Raw genomic sequence first — 15,172 nt, 5'->3', positions numbered from 1 at the left:
ACTAAAGAACAAAGGAGAGTCAAATATGTTTACCGGAATTGTAGAGGAGATAGGCACCATCAGCAGTATTCAAAAAGGAGCTAAATCCAGTGTCCTTACCGTAAAGGCTCAGAAGGTACTTGAGGATGCTCATATTGGAGACAGCATTATGACCAATGGTGTCTGTCTCACCATTACGGACATGGACAGCCAGACGTTCAAGGCTGATGTCATGTCAGAAACACTTGACCGGACGGCCCTAGGCGCATTAAAAAACGGCAGCCGTCTGAATCTCGAACGGGCCTTGAATCTGCAAACTAGGTTGGGCGGACATATGGTCTCCGGCCATATTGACGGAACGGGAGTCATCAGTCATTTCAGAAAAGATGACAATGCCGTCTGGGTGACAGTTCAGGCCGATCCGTCCCTACTCAAGTACATTATTGAAAAAGGATCGATTGCAATCGACGGGATCAGCCTGACGGTTGCTAAAGTCTCCGGCCGAGATTTCCAGGTGTCGATTATTCCGCATACGGCGGATGAAACAACCCTGCTTCAGCACAAGGTAGGAGATCGGGTCAATCTGGAATGTGACCTGATTGGAAAATATGTGGAAAAACTGCTGGGCTTATCCAGTGAAGAAAACAACCAGAAAAAACTGACTGAGACTTACCTGAAACATAACGGTTTTGCCTGATGCAGACAGTGAATGACAAGAGGAGTGACAAGATGTTTGACAAAATCGAAGACCTGCTGGAAGATCTGAAACAGGGAAAAAATGTGATTATTGTAGATGACGAAGACAGGGAAAACGAAGGGGACATTGTCTGTGCGGCCGAATTTGCCAGTCCGGAGAATGTCAACTTCATGGCAAAGTATGCCCGGGGACTGATCTGTATTCCGATGACCAGAGATTACACTAAAAAACTCGGCCTGTCTCAGATGAGTCTTTACAATACAGACGAGCATACGACGGCCTTTACTGTATCAATCGATCATGTGGACACAACCACCGGTATCTCAGCCATGGAGCGCTCACTGACTGCAATCAAGACCGTTGAGGAAGGTACCCGGCCTGAAGACTTCAAGCGGCCAGGGCATATGTTTCCGCTTGAAGCGGTTGATGGGGGTGTATTGTCCAGAAACGGACACACGGAAGCAACGGTTGACTTGATGCGCCTGGCCGGACTCAAGCCCGTTGGCCTGTGCTGCGAAATCATGAATGATGACGGGTCGATGGCCAGACGTGATGACCTGGAGGCCTTTGCAAAAACACATGACATGAAAATGGCCACCATAAGTGAACTGATCGAATACCGCAAAGCGCACGAACAAGTTATTTTCAGGGAATCTAAGGCAAAACTGCCAACCAAATTTGGTGAATTTGACATTTACGCCTATGAGCACAAGTTCACCGGCGAGCATCATGTGGCACTGGTCAAGGGAGATGTATCAGACGGTGAACCGGTCCTGTGCCGGATTCATTCGGAATGTCTGACCGGAGATGTCTTTGGCTCCAAAAAGTGTGACTGCGGACAGCAATTGGATGCGGCGATGGAGAAAATTGCTGAAGAGGGCCGTGGTGTACTGCTTTACATGCGTCAGGAAGGACGTGGGATTGGACTGGTCAATAAAATTAAGGCTTATGCCCTGCAGGATCAGGGGCATGATACAATCGAAGCCAATCTGAAGCTCGGTTTGCCGGTCGATTCAAGGGAGTACTATGAGTGTAAGCAGATGTTTGACGATTTGGGTATCAGTCGGTTGAACCTGATGACCAATAACCCGCTGAAAGTTTCCAGTCTTGATAAATACGGACTGACGGTTGAAAGACGTCTGCCGATCCAGATGGATTTATTCGCTGAGGATAGGGATTACCTGAAGACCAAGCAGGACAAGATGGGACATTACCTGGAATACTAATACCGATTTTTGGCAATAAAATACTATAAAAACATCTATTGGAGGATATATAAAATGAAAATGATTGAAGGACACTTAACTGCACAGGATTTAAAAATCGGGATCGTTGTGGCCCGCTTCAACGACTTTATTGGCTCGCGCCTACTGGACGGGGCAGTTGATACCCTGAAACGTCATGGCATGAATGAAGATGATATTACTGTCGCTTGGGTGCCGGGCGCTTTCGAAATCCCAATGGCTGCTCAGAAAATGGCCGCCTCGGGACAGTACGATGCGGTGGTGACTCTGGGAGCGGTCATTCGTGGAGCGACGTCTCACTATGACCACGTCTGTGCAGAAGTAGCTAAAGGCGTCTCTCATGCAGCTAGCAGCACGGGTGTACCGGTACTGTTTGGTGTACTGACTGTCGACACAATTGAACAGGCGATTGAACGGGCAGGAACCAAAGCCGGAAACAAAGGGTCAGAAGTCACTGTTGGTGCAATCGAAATGGCCAACCTGATGAAGAAGCTGTAAGCATGACACCTTTTGATGGAGTGCAGACGGTTATTTTTGACTATGACGGAACGCTTCATGACAGCAGGCGCATTTACATTCCGGCTTTTCTGAAAGCCTATCAGTATCTGGTAAAGGCAGGCAAAGCTGAACCTGAAGAATGGGAAGAAGCGGATATCACGCGCTGGCTTGGTTATAGTAAAAAAGAGATGTGGGAAGCGTTTATGCCGGACTTGGAAGCAGCTTTTCAGACAAAGGCTTCTAATATCATCGGCCAGACTATGCTTGAAAAAATAGAGGAGGGGCAAGCGGCATTATATCCGGAAGCGATACAGACCCTCGACTATTTGAAAGACAAGGGCTACCAATTGATTTTCTTGAGTAACTGCTCAGTAAGCTACATGGAACGCCACCGGCAAGCCTTTGGTCTAAATTACTATTTTGATGCCTTTTACTGCTCTGAGCAGTACGCGTTCAAGAAAAGCAAAAAAGAGATTGTTGAGCTGTTTAAAGACGACTACAAAGGAGAGTTACTGATTGTGGGCGACCGTTTTCAAGATATCGAAGCAGGAGAAGTGGAGGGTGTGCATGCTGTCGGCTGCACATATGGTTTTGGGCAAGGAAGCGAATTATCAGCAGCCGACAAGATCATTCATAATATCAGCGAACTGAAAAACTTACTCTAAGCAAGTAACATTGCCAATATTTATAAGCTTGCACCACAGTAAAAAGGCCTCACGCACCTGTTTAGCCCTGTATAGTGACCCCAAAAAGTTAGACTTTTGGGGTCACTATACAGCAGCGGCAGAATGAGTGAGGCTTTTTTTAAAAGATAGCTAATGCCCCGCTATAGAAAGCGGGAAGAGTACAGTCAGATCAGCACGAACAGAATACCTGCACTGAGAATGCCTGACAGAAAGCCTTCCAGATTTCCATCCCGCTCCGAAGGTAGCTCATGCTTGATCACATTCAAGGTCATTCCGCCTGCAATGAAAGCTTCCAGACTGCCGATAAAATAAGGCGGCAGATCAGTCAGGGCTCCCAGGAGATATCCTAAGAGTATGGATAAAGACAAGACATGTCTTCCGTAGCTATCATAGACCTTTTCGTGATGATGCCTTAGACCCCAGTCATTGGTAATAAAATGCAGACCGAAGGCGACAGTGAAAATAAGCACTGTCCGGTCTAGAGACTCGAGGTGATTCAGCAGATATCCAATCATCGCATTGTAAAGAGCAAAAAAAGAGATATGGGCCCAGAACAGACGGGATTCGATGAGATTCGGGTCGGTCGTCTCTTCTGATTCATAAGCCCGGGAGATAAGCCGGTCCAGTGTATAAAATAAAGCCAGTCCAAATAGTGAAGTGATATAGAGGGAGTAGTGTAGCACATGACCAGAAAGCCAGCTGATTGATTCTTCCGCTTCAGCCTGGTGTTCGGCCACTTGAGGCCAGAGGTGAATAAAGACATACGCAATGCCCACACCGGCAGAAAAGGAAAGGAACATCCTCAACCGTTGCTTTGGAAGATTGAGGTGAATCGAAAGAAAATGAACAAGGGCAAAACCGCTCGCTAATAGAAAAGGGACCAACATATATGGGAAACTGCCATTTACAGCTTCCTTCACCTCCTTTAAAGTCACTGTATAGATAGAGTGTACCTCAGTAGGGGGCATTTGCCTATTTATTTTTCTGACTTTTGCAGTGCATTTTCTGGAAGAAACCAGTCAGTAAAGAGTATGATGAGGACAAAGATAAAAAGAGGTGGCCAGGATGCTTATAACAGGTGTAAAAGTTCACTGTGGAGCTGAAAAAGTGCATAAAGATGCTGACATAAACTGGCTTCTGCTGTCTTCGCCATCAGCAGAAGAAATTAAACAGGTGAAAAAAGAGCAGCATCTTCCGGCTGTCTGCTTTAAGCTGGCTGAAGAAAGAAGTCTAGCTTTTTTCTTGGAGCTAGAGACCTTTTACCATGAGCCTGTCTACATGCTGCATATACCGCTTTGGCAGGACAGATCCTATGTTAGTAACGAGGGAGCAGACCAGTCGGTAACTTTCATATATACTGACAAGATGGCCTTGCTACTGTTAAGTAAAGAGGATCCTTCCCGAATTCAGAAAAAGCTGGAGACCGGTGAGAGCCCTTACACTATTATGGTCGACAGGATGCTGTCAGCCTGTGAGGGAATTGACAAAGAGCTGAATAGCATTCAGCCGCGGATCGACAGGGTCACAACTGAAGCAAAAGAGAAGGCAAACCGAAGTGTCCTGCTGGATCTGACTGAACTGGAGCAGAATGTGGTTGTCTTTTCCCGTCGGATCGATGATCTCGAAGAGGCATTATCCCAGTGGTTGGGAGAAAAACGGTTCAAAACACTGACCCCCGTAAATAAAAGAGCCGAAGTAGCACTCAAGTTGAAAAAAACACAGTATACCAGTCATTTATATCAGGAGCTGATTGAGTCAACAAGTGGGTTGATTTCAGACAGCATCGACAATAAGCTGAATAGTATAATGGAATTTTTAGAATCTGTGGCGCTGGTTATCTCGATTCCAACCCTGATTTTCAGTCTGTTTGGTATGAACACAGGCGGGCTCGCAGGTAGAGAGTCTCCGGCAGAAACGCTGGTGGTGATTGCCGTATCCATTGTTTTAGGAGCAGCGGTTGCTGTCTATCTTAAGCGAAAGGAATATTTATGAGCATAAGGGATTTTAGTTGCGGGACAATCTGTATACAGTTAAGGTAGACATAAGAAAAAGAGGAGGAAAATATATGAGTGATAGAAAATTGAGAAAGTCTTCCAGTGACCGTGTCTTGTTTGGAGTATGCGGGGGAATTGCCGAATTTTTTGGCATATCTTCTTTGGCTGTGAGAATTCTGTTTATCATCCTGCCGCCTAATTTGCCCCTTTACATTGTTCTGGCACTGATTATACCAGATGACTATTGATACAGTCCTATTTATATCGTGAGGCCTCAGGCTGCCCGCTTTCATAGGGACAAGCCTGAGGTTTTTTACCTGAAAAAGCAGGTCAGGCTACATAATGAGCAGCAGGGAAAGAGTCATAAGAATCAGTGAAAATATGATACTGACGGATGAAAGGAAACTGGAAAAAGAGCGTGGATTGCCGTAAATGATCATGTTGATTGTCGATACAGTCCCGATTGGCGCTAAAGCTACCAGTACAAGGGAAACCCTGACAAGCTCAGGTAAGGGCAGCAGAAGGTAGAAGCCGGCTGCCACTAGAACAGCCAGCAGATAGCGGACAGTAAGCAAGTAGCGGACCCGTCTTAAGGATACTCGGTCGACAGTGATCTCCAGATATAAACCGACCATAAACATGGACAAAAAAGCATTGCCACTTGAGAAAAGCTGAAAAACAGACACTAAGGGATCGGGAAGCACAATCCCCAAGAGAGCCAGTAAAAACATGAAAATGTAGGCGGTAAAAGATGGCGATTTAAAAAGTTTGATGATTCGGCTCAAATAGCCTGCACTACTGTGGTCCTGTCGGGTCATGCGATCGACAATGACAGGGGAGCCACCAAAAAGCATAAGCGCATTTCCCATATCAAAACTGCCGATATAGGGGATGGCTGCTGGGAAGAATCCTTGTACAAAAGGAATGGTGAAATTGCCGATATTGTACCCTGCTTGGCTGAACATCATTAAAGCCTGCTGGGGTGCTGTCTTTTTGCGCCATAGAAAACCACCAAAAGTAATTAGAAGTATATTGGAAAGAAGCCCGAGTGCAACCATAATAAACAAAATCGGTTCCACAGTGACCCCGTTAAAACCGACTACAATCGTAGCGGGGAGTGTCAGATACAGGATTATTTTTTGAAGAATCAGCCCGTCTGTTGATTTCAAGATACTGCCCCGCTTGAAGAGATAGGCAACGGCAATGACGAGAAGGAATTGAAATGACTGGATCAAAACAGCGAACATATGTAAACTCCTTTCTGCTTGCAAAGTCAGTATACCATTTATATTCCGAAAGCTTCAGCTAAAAAAGTATCTCAAATCAGAAACAGCAAAAAATACTTTGAACTTCAAAATATCAATCTGCTATACTGTCTGAGTAAAGGAGAAATGATGATGAAAAATTCGAATGCAAGATGGAAAGTCTTATTTGGCGGTGTGCTGATGCAGCTCTGTATCGGGGGGATTTACACCTGGAGTCTATTTAACCAGCCCTTGGCTGACAAGTTCGGCTGGGAAAGAACCGAAGTTTATACCGCTTATTCATTAATTGTGTTTATCTTTGCTTTTGTTACGATTTTTTCGGGTCGGCTGCTGGACAAAAAAGGTCCGCGTTTTGTAGGAACGCTCGGCATGGTGTGCTTCAGTTTAGGTCTGATCATTGCGTCACAAGCCACGACACTAATGACCCTTTATTTAGGGTATAGCTTGCTGGGAGGTATAGGTGTCGGTATGGTTTATGTGACACCACTTTCGACAGGTTTGAAATGGTACCCAAAGAAAAAAGGCATGGTGACAGGTATCACCATTGGAGCCTTCGGTATGGGCAGTTTTCTGTTTAACTTTATTTTGCCTGGACTGATTGCAAGGTTTGGCGTTTCTGAAACGTTTATGATCCAGGGACTGATTTATGGCCTGATAGGAATCAGTGGTGCGCAACTGCTTCGCCTGCCTGACAAGATGGAAGAAAGCCAGGTGTTTGCCACGGCTCAAGATATTCCAACGGGCCGGATGCTGAAAAAAAGTTCCTTTTATATGCTTTGGTTGATGTTTTTCAGCGGTAGTCTGAGTGGCCTGATGATTATCGGCCTGTCTCAAGACATAGCCAGAGATTACGCGGGTCTCTCACCTCAAATTGCAGGCTGGTCTGTAGCCATAGCAGCGGTATCCAATGCTGCGGGGCGTTTGGGCTGGGGAGCCCTTTCGGATATTTACGGCAGGCTGAGAGTTTTTGCCATTCTTTTTGCCTTGACTGCTTTCTCAATGATTGGTTTGAATGTCATTGTACTCAATGCCGTCACGTACTTCTTTCTGCTGGCAGTGATCGTCAGTTCTTTTGGCGGCTTTTTGGCTACTTTTCCAGCTGTTTGCAGTGACTATTACGGACAGCATCATTTTGGAGCTAACTATGGTCTTCTCTACCAGGGATACGGTGTATCATCCCTTGTAGGACCCGTGCTGCTGGCAGCTACTGCCAATCAGACAGAGGCTTTTTTGTGGGCAGGGGCCTTGGCGGTCTTCGGGCTTACCTTGACTTTCTTTATCCGTCCACCCTACGATGTTGCTGAAATTAGCAGTCAGAATATAGCGGAGCGGGCCGTCAGTCAAGAGCAGGAGACCCGGAAATAAATCTGCCGGTACTCCTGCTACTCAAGCGCTTTCATTTGTGGTATACTTACGTTGATATAATGAGTAGGAAGACTGTAAAGGAGGGGCTCTGATGTTATTTACTGATGTAATCGATGAGAGAGCCAAAGACAGAAAACCGGGCGAAATATTAGCTGTTGTGACGGGGATTGACAAGGCAGTTATTCAAGCAGGCATACAGGAGTATGGATATGAGATGATCGTGCACAATCCGGCTTTGCTCAAAATAACAGAAGAAGATCAGAAGAGAATAAAAGAGGCGAGAAAATTAGGTTATCTGGATGCGACCTTGCTGTAGTCAGTATTAGGAGATTAAAAAGCTGCCGTTCAGGCAGCTTTTTCTATAAGCCATGTACTGGAAAGTGATATGAATGCCTCGGGTGTCAAGCGTCATAAAATCCTACCCAGTGATTATCCTGCGCTGTCAGGTGCACAACGTGTTAAATATGATTTTTTTTCGAGTTCCGATGTTCTATGTATAGTATAAAATCAAAGTATGTTAATATTAAACTAGTATTTTTAAATGACAGGCGTTATAGGGGTTGTGTAAAAAAGGTCACCCTCTTGTAACTGCATCCAAAAGATGGAGGAGGAGCTTTTTATCGAAAAAGAAAAAATTCATTCTTCCAGTATTGAAAAAGACTATCTGTACTGTGAAGAAATCATAAAAAAACATTCCAAGAGTTTTTATTTTGCTTTCTCAAAACTGCCTAGGCAAAAAGCCCAAGCTGTCTACGCCATTTATGCCTTTTGCCGACTGGCCGATGACAGCATCGACGAAGCAGAGACAAAAGCAGAGCAGAAAGAAGCACTGACGTTTTTAACCAATGAACTAAACCGTTTTGAACAGCATACAGAGGCAGACCATCCTATCTGGAGAGCACTTAGGGATGTGTTTGACCGTTTTGATATGGATATTCAGCCTTTTTACGATCAGTTGAATGGTCAAGCAATGGATTATGATTTTAAGCAGCCAAAGACGCTGAAAGAGGTTGAAAACTACAGCTATTATGTGGCAGGGTCTGTCGGGCTGATGCTGCTTCCAATCATTGCGACAGAAAATCAGCAGCAGCTTCAAGACCAGGCAGTGTCTCTGGGCATTGCTATGCAACTGACTAATATATTGAGAGATGTAGGGGAAGACTTCAAGTCTATCGACCGGATCTATTTGCCTAGTACTCTTATGGAGAAAGAACATTATTCAATAGAGGACTTGAAGCAGGAAAAAGTCAACGAGGCTTTTATTAAGATTTGGGAAACGATTGCCAAACGGGCGGAACACCTTTTTCTTGATTTCACCGACTCTTTGTATATGTTTGACCGGGACAGCCAGTACCCTGTAGCCTTGTCAGCCAGAGTCTATGCAGGTATTCTGGACGCCGTCCGTGAAAATGGGTATGATTGTCTGACTAAACGAAACAAGACATCATTCATGAAAAAAATGGCGTACATGTGTGAAGTGAAAAAATCTATGTCATAAAGTCTCTAAAAAATCAAAGGAATAGAGGAGTTTGCGTATGAGTGTACAGACTAAAACAGGAGCAAGAAGTAAAGTCGTTGTAATCGGTGGAGGACTAGGGGGACTCGCCTCAGCTATCACCCTGGCTCAAAACGGCTATGAAGTCTCTTTATATGAAAAAAATGCTCACCTAGGCGGCAAGCTGAATCGTCTGGAGACAGAAGGTTTTGGTTTCGACCTTGGACCGTCTATTTTGACCATGCCGCATATTTTTGACCGGATGTTCGAAGCGAGTGGCAAAAAACTGACGGATTACGTACCGATCAGACAGCTCCAGCATGAATGGCGCTCATTTTTTACAGACAGTGAAGTCATCGATTTATACAACAATCTGGATGATATGAAAGCAGCGAATCCCAATCTGACTGAAAAAGATATGCAGGAATATAAAAAATACTTAAAGTATGCCAAGAAACTTTATGATGCAACGGAACATGGCTATTTCGGCAAAGGTCTGGATGATCTGCAGGAAATTGTAGATCATCATGGCATTATATCTTCGCTGAAAGACTTTGGCTATTTTTACACCATGTCCCAAGGAATTGACAAGCGCATCTCCAACCCACATATGCGAGACATGCTCAAGTATTACATCAAGTATGTCGGTTCGTCAGCAGATGATGCACCGGCAATCATGAATGTTCTAGCGTATGTCCAGCATCATTTAGGGTTATGGTATGTAGACGGCGGTCTGCATAACCTGGGCAAAGGTCTGACCCGTTTGGCTGAAGAAGAAGGTGTAACCTTCCACCTGAATCAGGAGGTCACAGAAATTCTGACAAATGAGGAACAGACTGTTACCGGCATCCGCCTAGCAACAGGTGAAGATGTCTACGCTGACCGTGTGGTTTCCAATATGGAGGTCATTCCGGCTTATGAACGCCTGCTGGATGTGGATCAGACTGTAACGAAAGAACTGGAAGACGAATTTGAGCCGGCCGCTTCCGGACTGGTTCTGCATCTGGGAGTCAATCGGGAGTACCCGCAGCTGGCCCACCATAACTTTTTCTTTTCGGCTGATTCAGAAAAGAACTATCAGACTGTATTCAAGGATAAGGCGCTGCCGGAAGATCCGACTATCTACTTGGTCAACAGTAATAAGACTGACCCGACCCAGGCTCCAGCCGGGCATGAAAACATCAAGATTCTGCCGCATATTCCTTATATTCAAGATGAGCCCTTCACCGAAGAAGATTATGCTCAGCTGCGTGAACGTGTCCTGATTAAGCTTGAAAACATGGGACTGACAGATTTGAGAAAGCACATCGTCGTCGAAGACATGTGGACACCTGTGGACATCGAAAAAACGTATTATTCAACCCGCGGAGCGATTTATGGAGTTGTAACCGACCGTAAGAAAAATAAAGGATTCAAGTTCCCCAAGCGCAGTAAGCTTTTCAAAAATCTTTATTTTGTCGGAGGGTCCGTGAATCCTGGTGGAGGCATGCCGATGGTAACATTGAGTGGCCAACAAGTGACAGATATCATTCTTGCAGAAGATGCAAAACGTCAGACAAAAGTTAAAGGATGATACAAATGATCGAATGGTTGAATGCATTCTTTCTTATATTCGGTTTTTTGGGCGGGGTATTCTTTCTATGGAAGATCCCGCTTATTCCTTGTTCAAAAAAGGAACGAACAGATATCAGGGTGTCACTGATCATTCCTGCCAGAAATGAAGAGCTGTCGCTGCCGGGGCTGCTGGGGTCAATCCAAGAACAGTCGTTTACACCTCATGAAGTGATTGTCGTTGATGACGATTCTACGGACCAGACCGCATCCATTGCGGCAGCATACGGGGCCAGTGTCATATCGGGGAAAGATAAAACTGCAGCCGTCAAAGGAAAGTCTCAGGCCTGTTGGAAAGGATTTAGAAAATCTGAAGGCGAGTGGTTGTTATTTCTGGATGCTGACACCCGGTTCACAGATCGGGACTCACTTAAACGCATTCTTGGGTGCTACAGCGAGATGAAGGGGCAGGGTATCCTGTCGATTCAGCCCTATCATATTATACAGAAAGTATATGAAACACTTTCTATTGTACCCAATATAATGGTGATGGCGGGGCTGAACCGTTTCAGCCTGATGGGCAGACACTTGCCTGAAAAAGGAGCCTTTGGTCCTTTGATGCTGACGAATAGAGAACAGTATCAGCATTCTGGCGGACATGGTGCGATTATAAACAGCCATATGGATGATATTGAGCTGGCTAAGCTCTACCAGCAGCATAGCTGGCCAGTAGCCGTCTACGGCGGAGCCGGGGTATTTAGTTTCAGGATGTATCCTGGTGGACTCAGACAATTGATAGATGGCTGGACAAAAAGTTTGGTCCATGGCTCAAAAGAAACCCATGGACTAGTGAGTATAAGTATTGCTTTCTGGGTGGCGGGTGTTTTTTCCAGTCTGGGCCAGTTAATTCTGGCGAGCTTTACAGGTAACACGATAGGTCTCCTGTTACTTTTGGCTGTTTACCTGCTTTATTCTCTGGAGTTTAGATGGTTGATGAATAAAGTGGGTGCTTTTCCCCGGTGGACGGCCTTCTTTTCCGCCTTTTTTGTACTGTCCTTTGTATTGCTTTTTTTCTGGGCATGGATTCAGGTCAAGATTCTTAAGCGGGTCAGATGGAGAGATCGGGTAATTAAAACATGAAGGGATGGGCGAGATGAGACTTATATGGATTAATATACTGGCTTGGCTGTTCTTTCATTTCAGTATTTCACTTTCTCTAATGAAACTGAGCGACCGCTTTTTTCAGCTGTCACATCCGCTGAACGGATTGTTTAAAGAAAGACCCTTTGAGAAAAACGGGACATTCTGGCGTGATTGTTTTCTGGTCCATAAATGGAAAGATGCCTTGCCGGATGGGGCGAGTCTTTTTCGAATGGGATACAAAAAAAAGAAACTACCAGAGACACGCAAAGCATCCTTTCAACTGTTTATCAAGGAGACCAAAAGAGCAGAGCTCACGCACTGGATGCTAATTCTGCCGGCTCCACTGTTTTTTTTCTGGAATCCGGTCTGGGCAGGTTGGCTTATGATTGTCTATGCCTTACTAGCTAACGTCCCGTTTATACTCATTCAGCGCTACAATCGGATTCGCCTTTCGAAAGTAGCTCAACGCCTTAAATAAGCAGCAGGTTCAAGCATAAAAGAAAAGAGGCACAAAAAAAGACATTTATTCAAACAGGAGTGATCAGATGTTTGCAATCGACAGTAACTTAAACTGTTCACGAGTGGAGCTAAATGTTCGTAACCTCAGCAAACTGGCTGATTTTTACACAAAAGTCATCGGTATGAAATGTTTAAGCCAGGATGAGCATACGGTCAGCCTGGGCGTAGGTGGAAACAAGCAGACGCTTGTAAAGCTGACCCAGGTGCAGAAGGATAATCATCCCAAAGGCCAGGCAGGCTTGTATCACTTTGCCTTGAGGCTGCCCAACCGATCAGAACTTGGCAGTGTGCTTTATTCCCTGCTGATACAGTAATGGGTCACTTCCACCTTGAGGTCTGTGACCTTGCCTTGTCGGAAAAATTTTATGCAAAACAGTTGGGCTTGGACTTGAAGGCCCGTTATGGATCCCAGGCTTTATTTCTGGCAGCGGGAAACTATCATCATCATCTGGCTGTGAACATCTGGCGTTTGGACCTGGTCAGGAGAGAGTCTAATCAGCCGGAGCTGCAAGCAGTCTGTTTTAGTCTCTCGAAAACTGCTGAAGTGGATCGTTTAAAAAAACAACTGGAGGCCAGTCATATTCCTTATGCTGAAACAGACAATCAGTTGCTTCTTAGAGATCCAAGTGGGCTTTCCTTAATTTTTGAATCATGATGCAACTGTTTCATCCGCCGGACAGCCGGCGGTTTTTTTGTCCAATATATGGAAACTGAGAAAGACTATCATTATTGTTTAGGGTTGTTCTGTATGATTGCAGGTCGGGGTATGCTATCTTTAGCCTATAAACGAAGGTAGAACGGAGAGTCTTAGATGAGCGCACTGCAGAAAATATTTAAAAATAATACGCCCATGCTGTTGACCGTGATCAGTGGTTTTTTGATTATGATTGGCAGCTTATTCACTATTTTTGACCAGCAGCCACTGGACGCGGTCATATTTGTCAGTTCTTTCCTAATTGGGGGTTACTATCAGGCACGAGAAGGAGTGACTGACTTTATCCGTAAGAGAGAATTGAATGTGGATATTTTGATGGTGCTCGCAGCGGTAGGGGCTTCTATTATAGGTTTCTGGCTGGAAGGGGCCCTGCTTATTTTTATATTTTCACTAAGCGGATCTCTCGAGATATACACGACCAACAAAAGTACGGATGCCATAGCCAAACTGATGCAGCTGGCCCCAGCAGAAGCATGGCGGATCAAGGCGGACGGATCCACTGAAGTAGTAGCGGCCTCTGAGTTAAGTGTTGGGGACACCGTTTTAGTCCCTAAGGGTGGGGCTGTTCCTATAGACGGGAAACTGCTGAGTGATTATGCTTTGATGGATGAGTCGGCTATCTCTGGTGAGTCCATCCCTGTCAACAAAGAAAAGAATGAGGAAGTGATCGGCGGAACCCTCAATCTCAACAACCCAATTAAGATTGAAGTCACTAGGGTGCATTCAGATACACTTTTCTCCAAAATCATCAGGCTCGTCGAGGAAGCCCAAAGTACGCCCTCTAAAACAGCTACGCTCATTCATTCTATAGAAACAACTTATGTTAAAGTGGTCCTGCTGTTCGTTCCGCTGATGATGCTGATTTTTTATTATGTACTGAACTGGGGCTTTACAGAATCTTTTTACCGCGGCATGGTCCTTCTGACCGTAGCTAGTCCCTGTGCTCTGATGGCTTCAGCCAGTCCAGCTACTTTATCGGCTATTTCCAACGGAGCAAAAAAAGGCGTACTCTACAAGGGCGGATCTTTTCTTGAAAATTTAAACCGGGTAGATGCAGTAGCCTTTGACAAGACGGGTACATTAACAGTGGGCAAGCCGTCGGTAACAGACGTTCTTTACAAGAATGAATGTGAGAAAGAACTGATTCAGTCAGTTCTTATTAGCATGGAGAGGACTTCTTCACACCCACTGGCTAAAGCAGTGGTCGATTACTTTTCGAAAAACATGCAGCAACTGACAGTAGCCTTTGACACCATCAGTGAAGTTGAGGGCAAAGGTATAGAAGGCTTTGCACAGAAACATCACTGGAAGATTGGTAAAAAGGCCTTTGTGCTGACCGATGAATCAGATCCACTAGCCATTCGTGCGTTAAAGAAACAGGATGAAGGGAAAACCGTCCTTTATGTCTCAAAAGATGGTCAGCTTCAAGCGGTTATTGCTCTGTCTGATCAGCCTGCACCAGCTGCCAAGGGGCTGATAGACTATTTCAAAACACAGGGAATTTACACGATAATGATCACAGGAGATAATGAAGCGACAGGTCAATCGATAGCTGAGCAGCTGGGCATGGATGAAGTTCGGGCCAACTGCCTGCCAGATAAAAAAGCAGAACTGATTATTGAGCTGAAAGAGCGCTTTGAAACTATTGTCATGGTCGGAGACGGCATCAATGACGCACCGGCCCTCGCCAACGCCTCGATTGGAATAGCGATGGGAGCCGGGACTGATTTAGCAATGGAAACAGCTGATATTATTCTTGTGAAAAATGAACTAGATCAACTTGCATACAGTCACAGACTGTCTAAAAAGTTAAATCGAATCATTTTGCAGAATATTGTGTTTTCCATCAGTGTGATACTGGTACTGATCACAGTTAATGTCCTTCAACTGATTAATTTGCCTCTGGGGGTATTAGGTCACGAAGGCAGTACCATCTTAGTTATACTGAATGGCCTGCGGCTCCTGCGTACCGGCAGCAAGCCCAAAGCAGAGCAAGCGAATAACTTTTACTGAATAGATAT

Annotated in this window: 17 protein-coding genes; 15 read left to right on the top strand and 2 right to left on the bottom strand. The window is 45.1% G+C overall.

The window, feature by feature from the left end:
- Nucleotides 1-25 precede the first annotated feature (25 nt).
- Genes ADIAL_RS06610 through ADIAL_RS06595 form a run of 4 tightly spaced genes read left to right on the top strand, consistent with a single transcriptional unit; the run spans nucleotide 26 to nucleotide 3,083 of the window.
- A complete protein-coding gene (locus tag ADIAL_RS06610) occupies nucleotides 26-676 on the top strand; it encodes a riboflavin synthase (protein WP_034301611.1) in 651 nt (216 codons plus the stop codon).
- Nucleotides 676-1,902, top strand: coding sequence for a bifunctional 3,4-dihydroxy-2-butanone-4-phosphate synthase/GTP cyclohydrolase II (locus ADIAL_RS06605; RefSeq protein WP_269317676.1), 1,227 nt, complete (start codon nucleotides 676-678; stop codon nucleotides 1,900-1,902). The genes ADIAL_RS06610 and ADIAL_RS06605 overlap by 1 nt, the downstream gene beginning before the upstream one ends.
- 54 nt (nucleotides 1,903-1,956) lie before the next feature.
- Entirely contained in the window at nucleotides 1,957-2,418 is a 462-nt protein-coding gene (gene ribH, locus ADIAL_RS06600) for a 6,7-dimethyl-8-ribityllumazine synthase (protein WP_034301604.1), read from the top strand.
- A 2-nt stretch (nucleotides 2,419-2,420) separates the two neighbouring features.
- A complete protein-coding gene (locus ADIAL_RS06595; protein ID WP_034301601.1) occupies nucleotides 2,421-3,083 on the top strand; it encodes an HAD family hydrolase in 663 nt (220 codons plus the stop codon).
- Between the two features lie 185 nt (nucleotides 3,084-3,268).
- Here ADIAL_RS06595 and ADIAL_RS06590 read toward each other — a convergent pair whose 3' ends face one another.
- Nucleotides 3,269-3,991, bottom strand: a complete 723-nt coding sequence (locus ADIAL_RS06590; RefSeq protein WP_034301598.1) for a hypothetical protein — start codon at nucleotides 3,989-3,991, stop codon at nucleotides 3,269-3,271.
- A 178-nt stretch (nucleotides 3,992-4,169) separates the two neighbouring features.
- Here ADIAL_RS06590 and ADIAL_RS06585 point away from each other — a divergent pair, with 178 nt between their 5' ends.
- Both ADIAL_RS06585 and ADIAL_RS11090 read left to right on the top strand, forming a co-directional pair.
- Complete coding sequence (locus ADIAL_RS06585; protein WP_034301595.1) at nucleotides 4,170-5,096, top strand: CorA family divalent cation transporter; 927 nt, start codon at nucleotides 4,170-4,172, stop codon at nucleotides 5,094-5,096.
- Between the two features lie 73 nt (nucleotides 5,097-5,169).
- Nucleotides 5,170-5,346, top strand: coding sequence for a PspC domain-containing protein (locus ADIAL_RS11090; RefSeq protein WP_051503781.1), 177 nt, complete (start codon nucleotides 5,170-5,172; stop codon nucleotides 5,344-5,346).
- Nucleotides 5,347-5,433: 87 nt separating this feature from the next.
- Here the strand turns inward: ADIAL_RS11090 and ADIAL_RS06580 are convergent, their stop codons facing one another.
- Complete coding sequence (locus tag ADIAL_RS06580; RefSeq protein WP_034301592.1) at nucleotides 5,434-6,345, bottom strand: AEC family transporter; 912 nt, start codon at nucleotides 6,343-6,345, stop codon at nucleotides 5,434-5,436.
- A gap of 150 nt (nucleotides 6,346-6,495) precedes the next feature.
- Between ADIAL_RS06580 and ADIAL_RS06575 the strand changes: the two genes are divergently transcribed.
- The 9 genes from ADIAL_RS06575 (at nucleotide 6,496) to ADIAL_RS06535 (ending at nucleotide 15,164) form a co-directional block, all read left to right on the top strand.
- Nucleotides 6,496-7,728 carry an L-lactate MFS transporter gene (locus ADIAL_RS06575; protein WP_197017772.1) on the top strand — a complete coding sequence of 411 codons (1,233 nt, stop codon included), beginning with the start codon at nucleotides 6,496-6,498 and terminating at the stop codon, nucleotides 7,726-7,728.
- Between the two features lie 91 nt (nucleotides 7,729-7,819).
- The gene (locus ADIAL_RS06570) at nucleotides 7,820-8,044 is read left to right on the top strand and encodes a hypothetical protein (protein WP_034301589.1); all 225 of its coding nucleotides are present in this window, start codon (nucleotides 7,820-7,822) and stop codon (nucleotides 8,042-8,044) included.
- A 285-nt stretch (nucleotides 8,045-8,329) separates the two neighbouring features.
- Nucleotides 8,330-9,226: a phytoene/squalene synthase family protein gene (locus tag ADIAL_RS06565; RefSeq protein WP_051503779.1), complete on the top strand. Its 897-nt coding sequence runs from the start codon at nucleotides 8,330-8,332 to the stop codon at nucleotides 9,224-9,226.
- A 37-nt stretch (nucleotides 9,227-9,263) separates the two neighbouring features.
- Nucleotides 9,264-10,796 (top strand): phytoene desaturase family protein, encoded by a 1,533-nt coding sequence (locus ADIAL_RS06560; RefSeq protein WP_051503778.1) that lies wholly within the window; start codon nucleotides 9,264-9,266, stop codon nucleotides 10,794-10,796.
- 5 nt (nucleotides 10,797-10,801) lie between these two features.
- Nucleotides 10,802-11,914 (top strand): glycosyltransferase family 2 protein, encoded by a 1,113-nt coding sequence (locus tag ADIAL_RS06555; RefSeq protein ID WP_051503777.1) that lies wholly within the window; start codon nucleotides 10,802-10,804, stop codon nucleotides 11,912-11,914.
- Between the two features lie 13 nt (nucleotides 11,915-11,927).
- Entirely contained in the window at nucleotides 11,928-12,395 is a 468-nt protein-coding gene (locus ADIAL_RS06550; RefSeq protein ID WP_231492107.1) for a glycosyl-4,4'-diaponeurosporenoate acyltransferase, read from the top strand.
- A 67-nt stretch (nucleotides 12,396-12,462) separates the two neighbouring features.
- A complete protein-coding gene (locus ADIAL_RS06545; protein WP_034301583.1) occupies nucleotides 12,463-12,750 on the top strand; it encodes a VOC family protein in 288 nt (95 codons plus the stop codon).
- Nucleotides 12,750-13,091, top strand: coding sequence for a VOC family protein (locus tag ADIAL_RS06540; RefSeq protein WP_034301580.1), 342 nt, complete (start codon nucleotides 12,750-12,752; stop codon nucleotides 13,089-13,091). The genes ADIAL_RS06545 and ADIAL_RS06540 overlap by 1 nt, the downstream gene beginning before the upstream one ends.
- A gap of 156 nt (nucleotides 13,092-13,247) precedes the next feature.
- A complete protein-coding gene (locus tag ADIAL_RS06535) occupies nucleotides 13,248-15,164 on the top strand; it encodes a heavy metal translocating P-type ATPase (RefSeq protein ID WP_051503776.1) in 1,917 nt (638 codons plus the stop codon).
- The last annotated feature ends 8 nt before the right edge of the window (nucleotides 15,165-15,172 follow it).

The organism is Alkalibacterium sp. AK22, assembly GCF_000585255.1.
Lineage (GTDB): Bacteria > Bacillota > Bacilli > Lactobacillales > Carnobacteriaceae_A > Alkalibacterium.
Note: the sequence above shows the minus strand (reverse complement) of the source record. Positions and strands in the feature narration are given on the sequence as shown.

Excerpts from the sequence above, each read along its gene's own strand:
- ADIAL_RS06535 (WP_051503776.1), top strand. The coding sequence starts at position 13,248 with ATGAGCGCACTGCAGAAAATATTTAAAAATAATACGCCCATGCTGTTG.
- ADIAL_RS06605 (WP_269317676.1), top strand. The coding sequence starts at position 676 with ATGCAGACAGTGAATGACAAGAGGAGTGACAAGATGTTTGACAAAATC.
- ADIAL_RS06580 (WP_034301592.1), bottom strand. The coding sequence starts at position 6,345 with ATGTTCGCTGTTTTGATCCAGTCATTTCAATTCCTTCTCGTCATTGCC.
- ADIAL_RS06570 (WP_034301589.1), top strand. The coding sequence starts at position 7,820 with ATGTTATTTACTGATGTAATCGATGAGAGAGCCAAAGACAGAAAACCG.
- ADIAL_RS06610 (WP_034301611.1), top strand. The coding sequence starts at position 26 with ATGTTTACCGGAATTGTAGAGGAGATAGGCACCATCAGCAGTATTCAA.
- ADIAL_RS06545 (WP_034301583.1), top strand. The coding sequence starts at position 12,463 with ATGTTTGCAATCGACAGTAACTTAAACTGTTCACGAGTGGAGCTAAAT.
- ADIAL_RS06565 (WP_051503779.1), top strand. The coding sequence starts at position 8,330 with ATGGAGGAGGAGCTTTTTATCGAAAAAGAAAAAATTCATTCTTCCAGT.
- ADIAL_RS06595 (WP_034301601.1), top strand. The coding sequence starts at position 2,421 with ATGACACCTTTTGATGGAGTGCAGACGGTTATTTTTGACTATGACGGA.
- ADIAL_RS06590 (WP_034301598.1), bottom strand. The coding sequence starts at position 3,991 with ATGTTGGTCCCTTTTCTATTAGCGAGCGGTTTTGCCCTTGTTCATTTT.
- ADIAL_RS06560 (WP_051503778.1), top strand. The coding sequence starts at position 9,264 with ATGAGTGTACAGACTAAAACAGGAGCAAGAAGTAAAGTCGTTGTAATC.
- ADIAL_RS06585 (WP_034301595.1), top strand. The coding sequence starts at position 4,170 with ATGCTTATAACAGGTGTAAAAGTTCACTGTGGAGCTGAAAAAGTGCAT.
- ADIAL_RS06555 (WP_051503777.1), top strand. The coding sequence starts at position 10,802 with ATGATCGAATGGTTGAATGCATTCTTTCTTATATTCGGTTTTTTGGGC.
- ribH (WP_034301604.1), top strand. The coding sequence starts at position 1,957 with ATGAAAATGATTGAAGGACACTTAACTGCACAGGATTTAAAAATCGGG.
- ADIAL_RS06575 (WP_197017772.1), top strand. The coding sequence starts at position 6,496 with ATGAAAAATTCGAATGCAAGATGGAAAGTCTTATTTGGCGGTGTGCTG.
- ADIAL_RS06550 (WP_231492107.1), top strand. The coding sequence starts at position 11,928 with ATGAGACTTATATGGATTAATATACTGGCTTGGCTGTTCTTTCATTTC.
- ADIAL_RS06540 (WP_034301580.1), top strand. The coding sequence starts at position 12,750 with ATGGGTCACTTCCACCTTGAGGTCTGTGACCTTGCCTTGTCGGAAAAA.
- ADIAL_RS11090 (WP_051503781.1), top strand. The coding sequence starts at position 5,170 with ATGAGTGATAGAAAATTGAGAAAGTCTTCCAGTGACCGTGTCTTGTTT.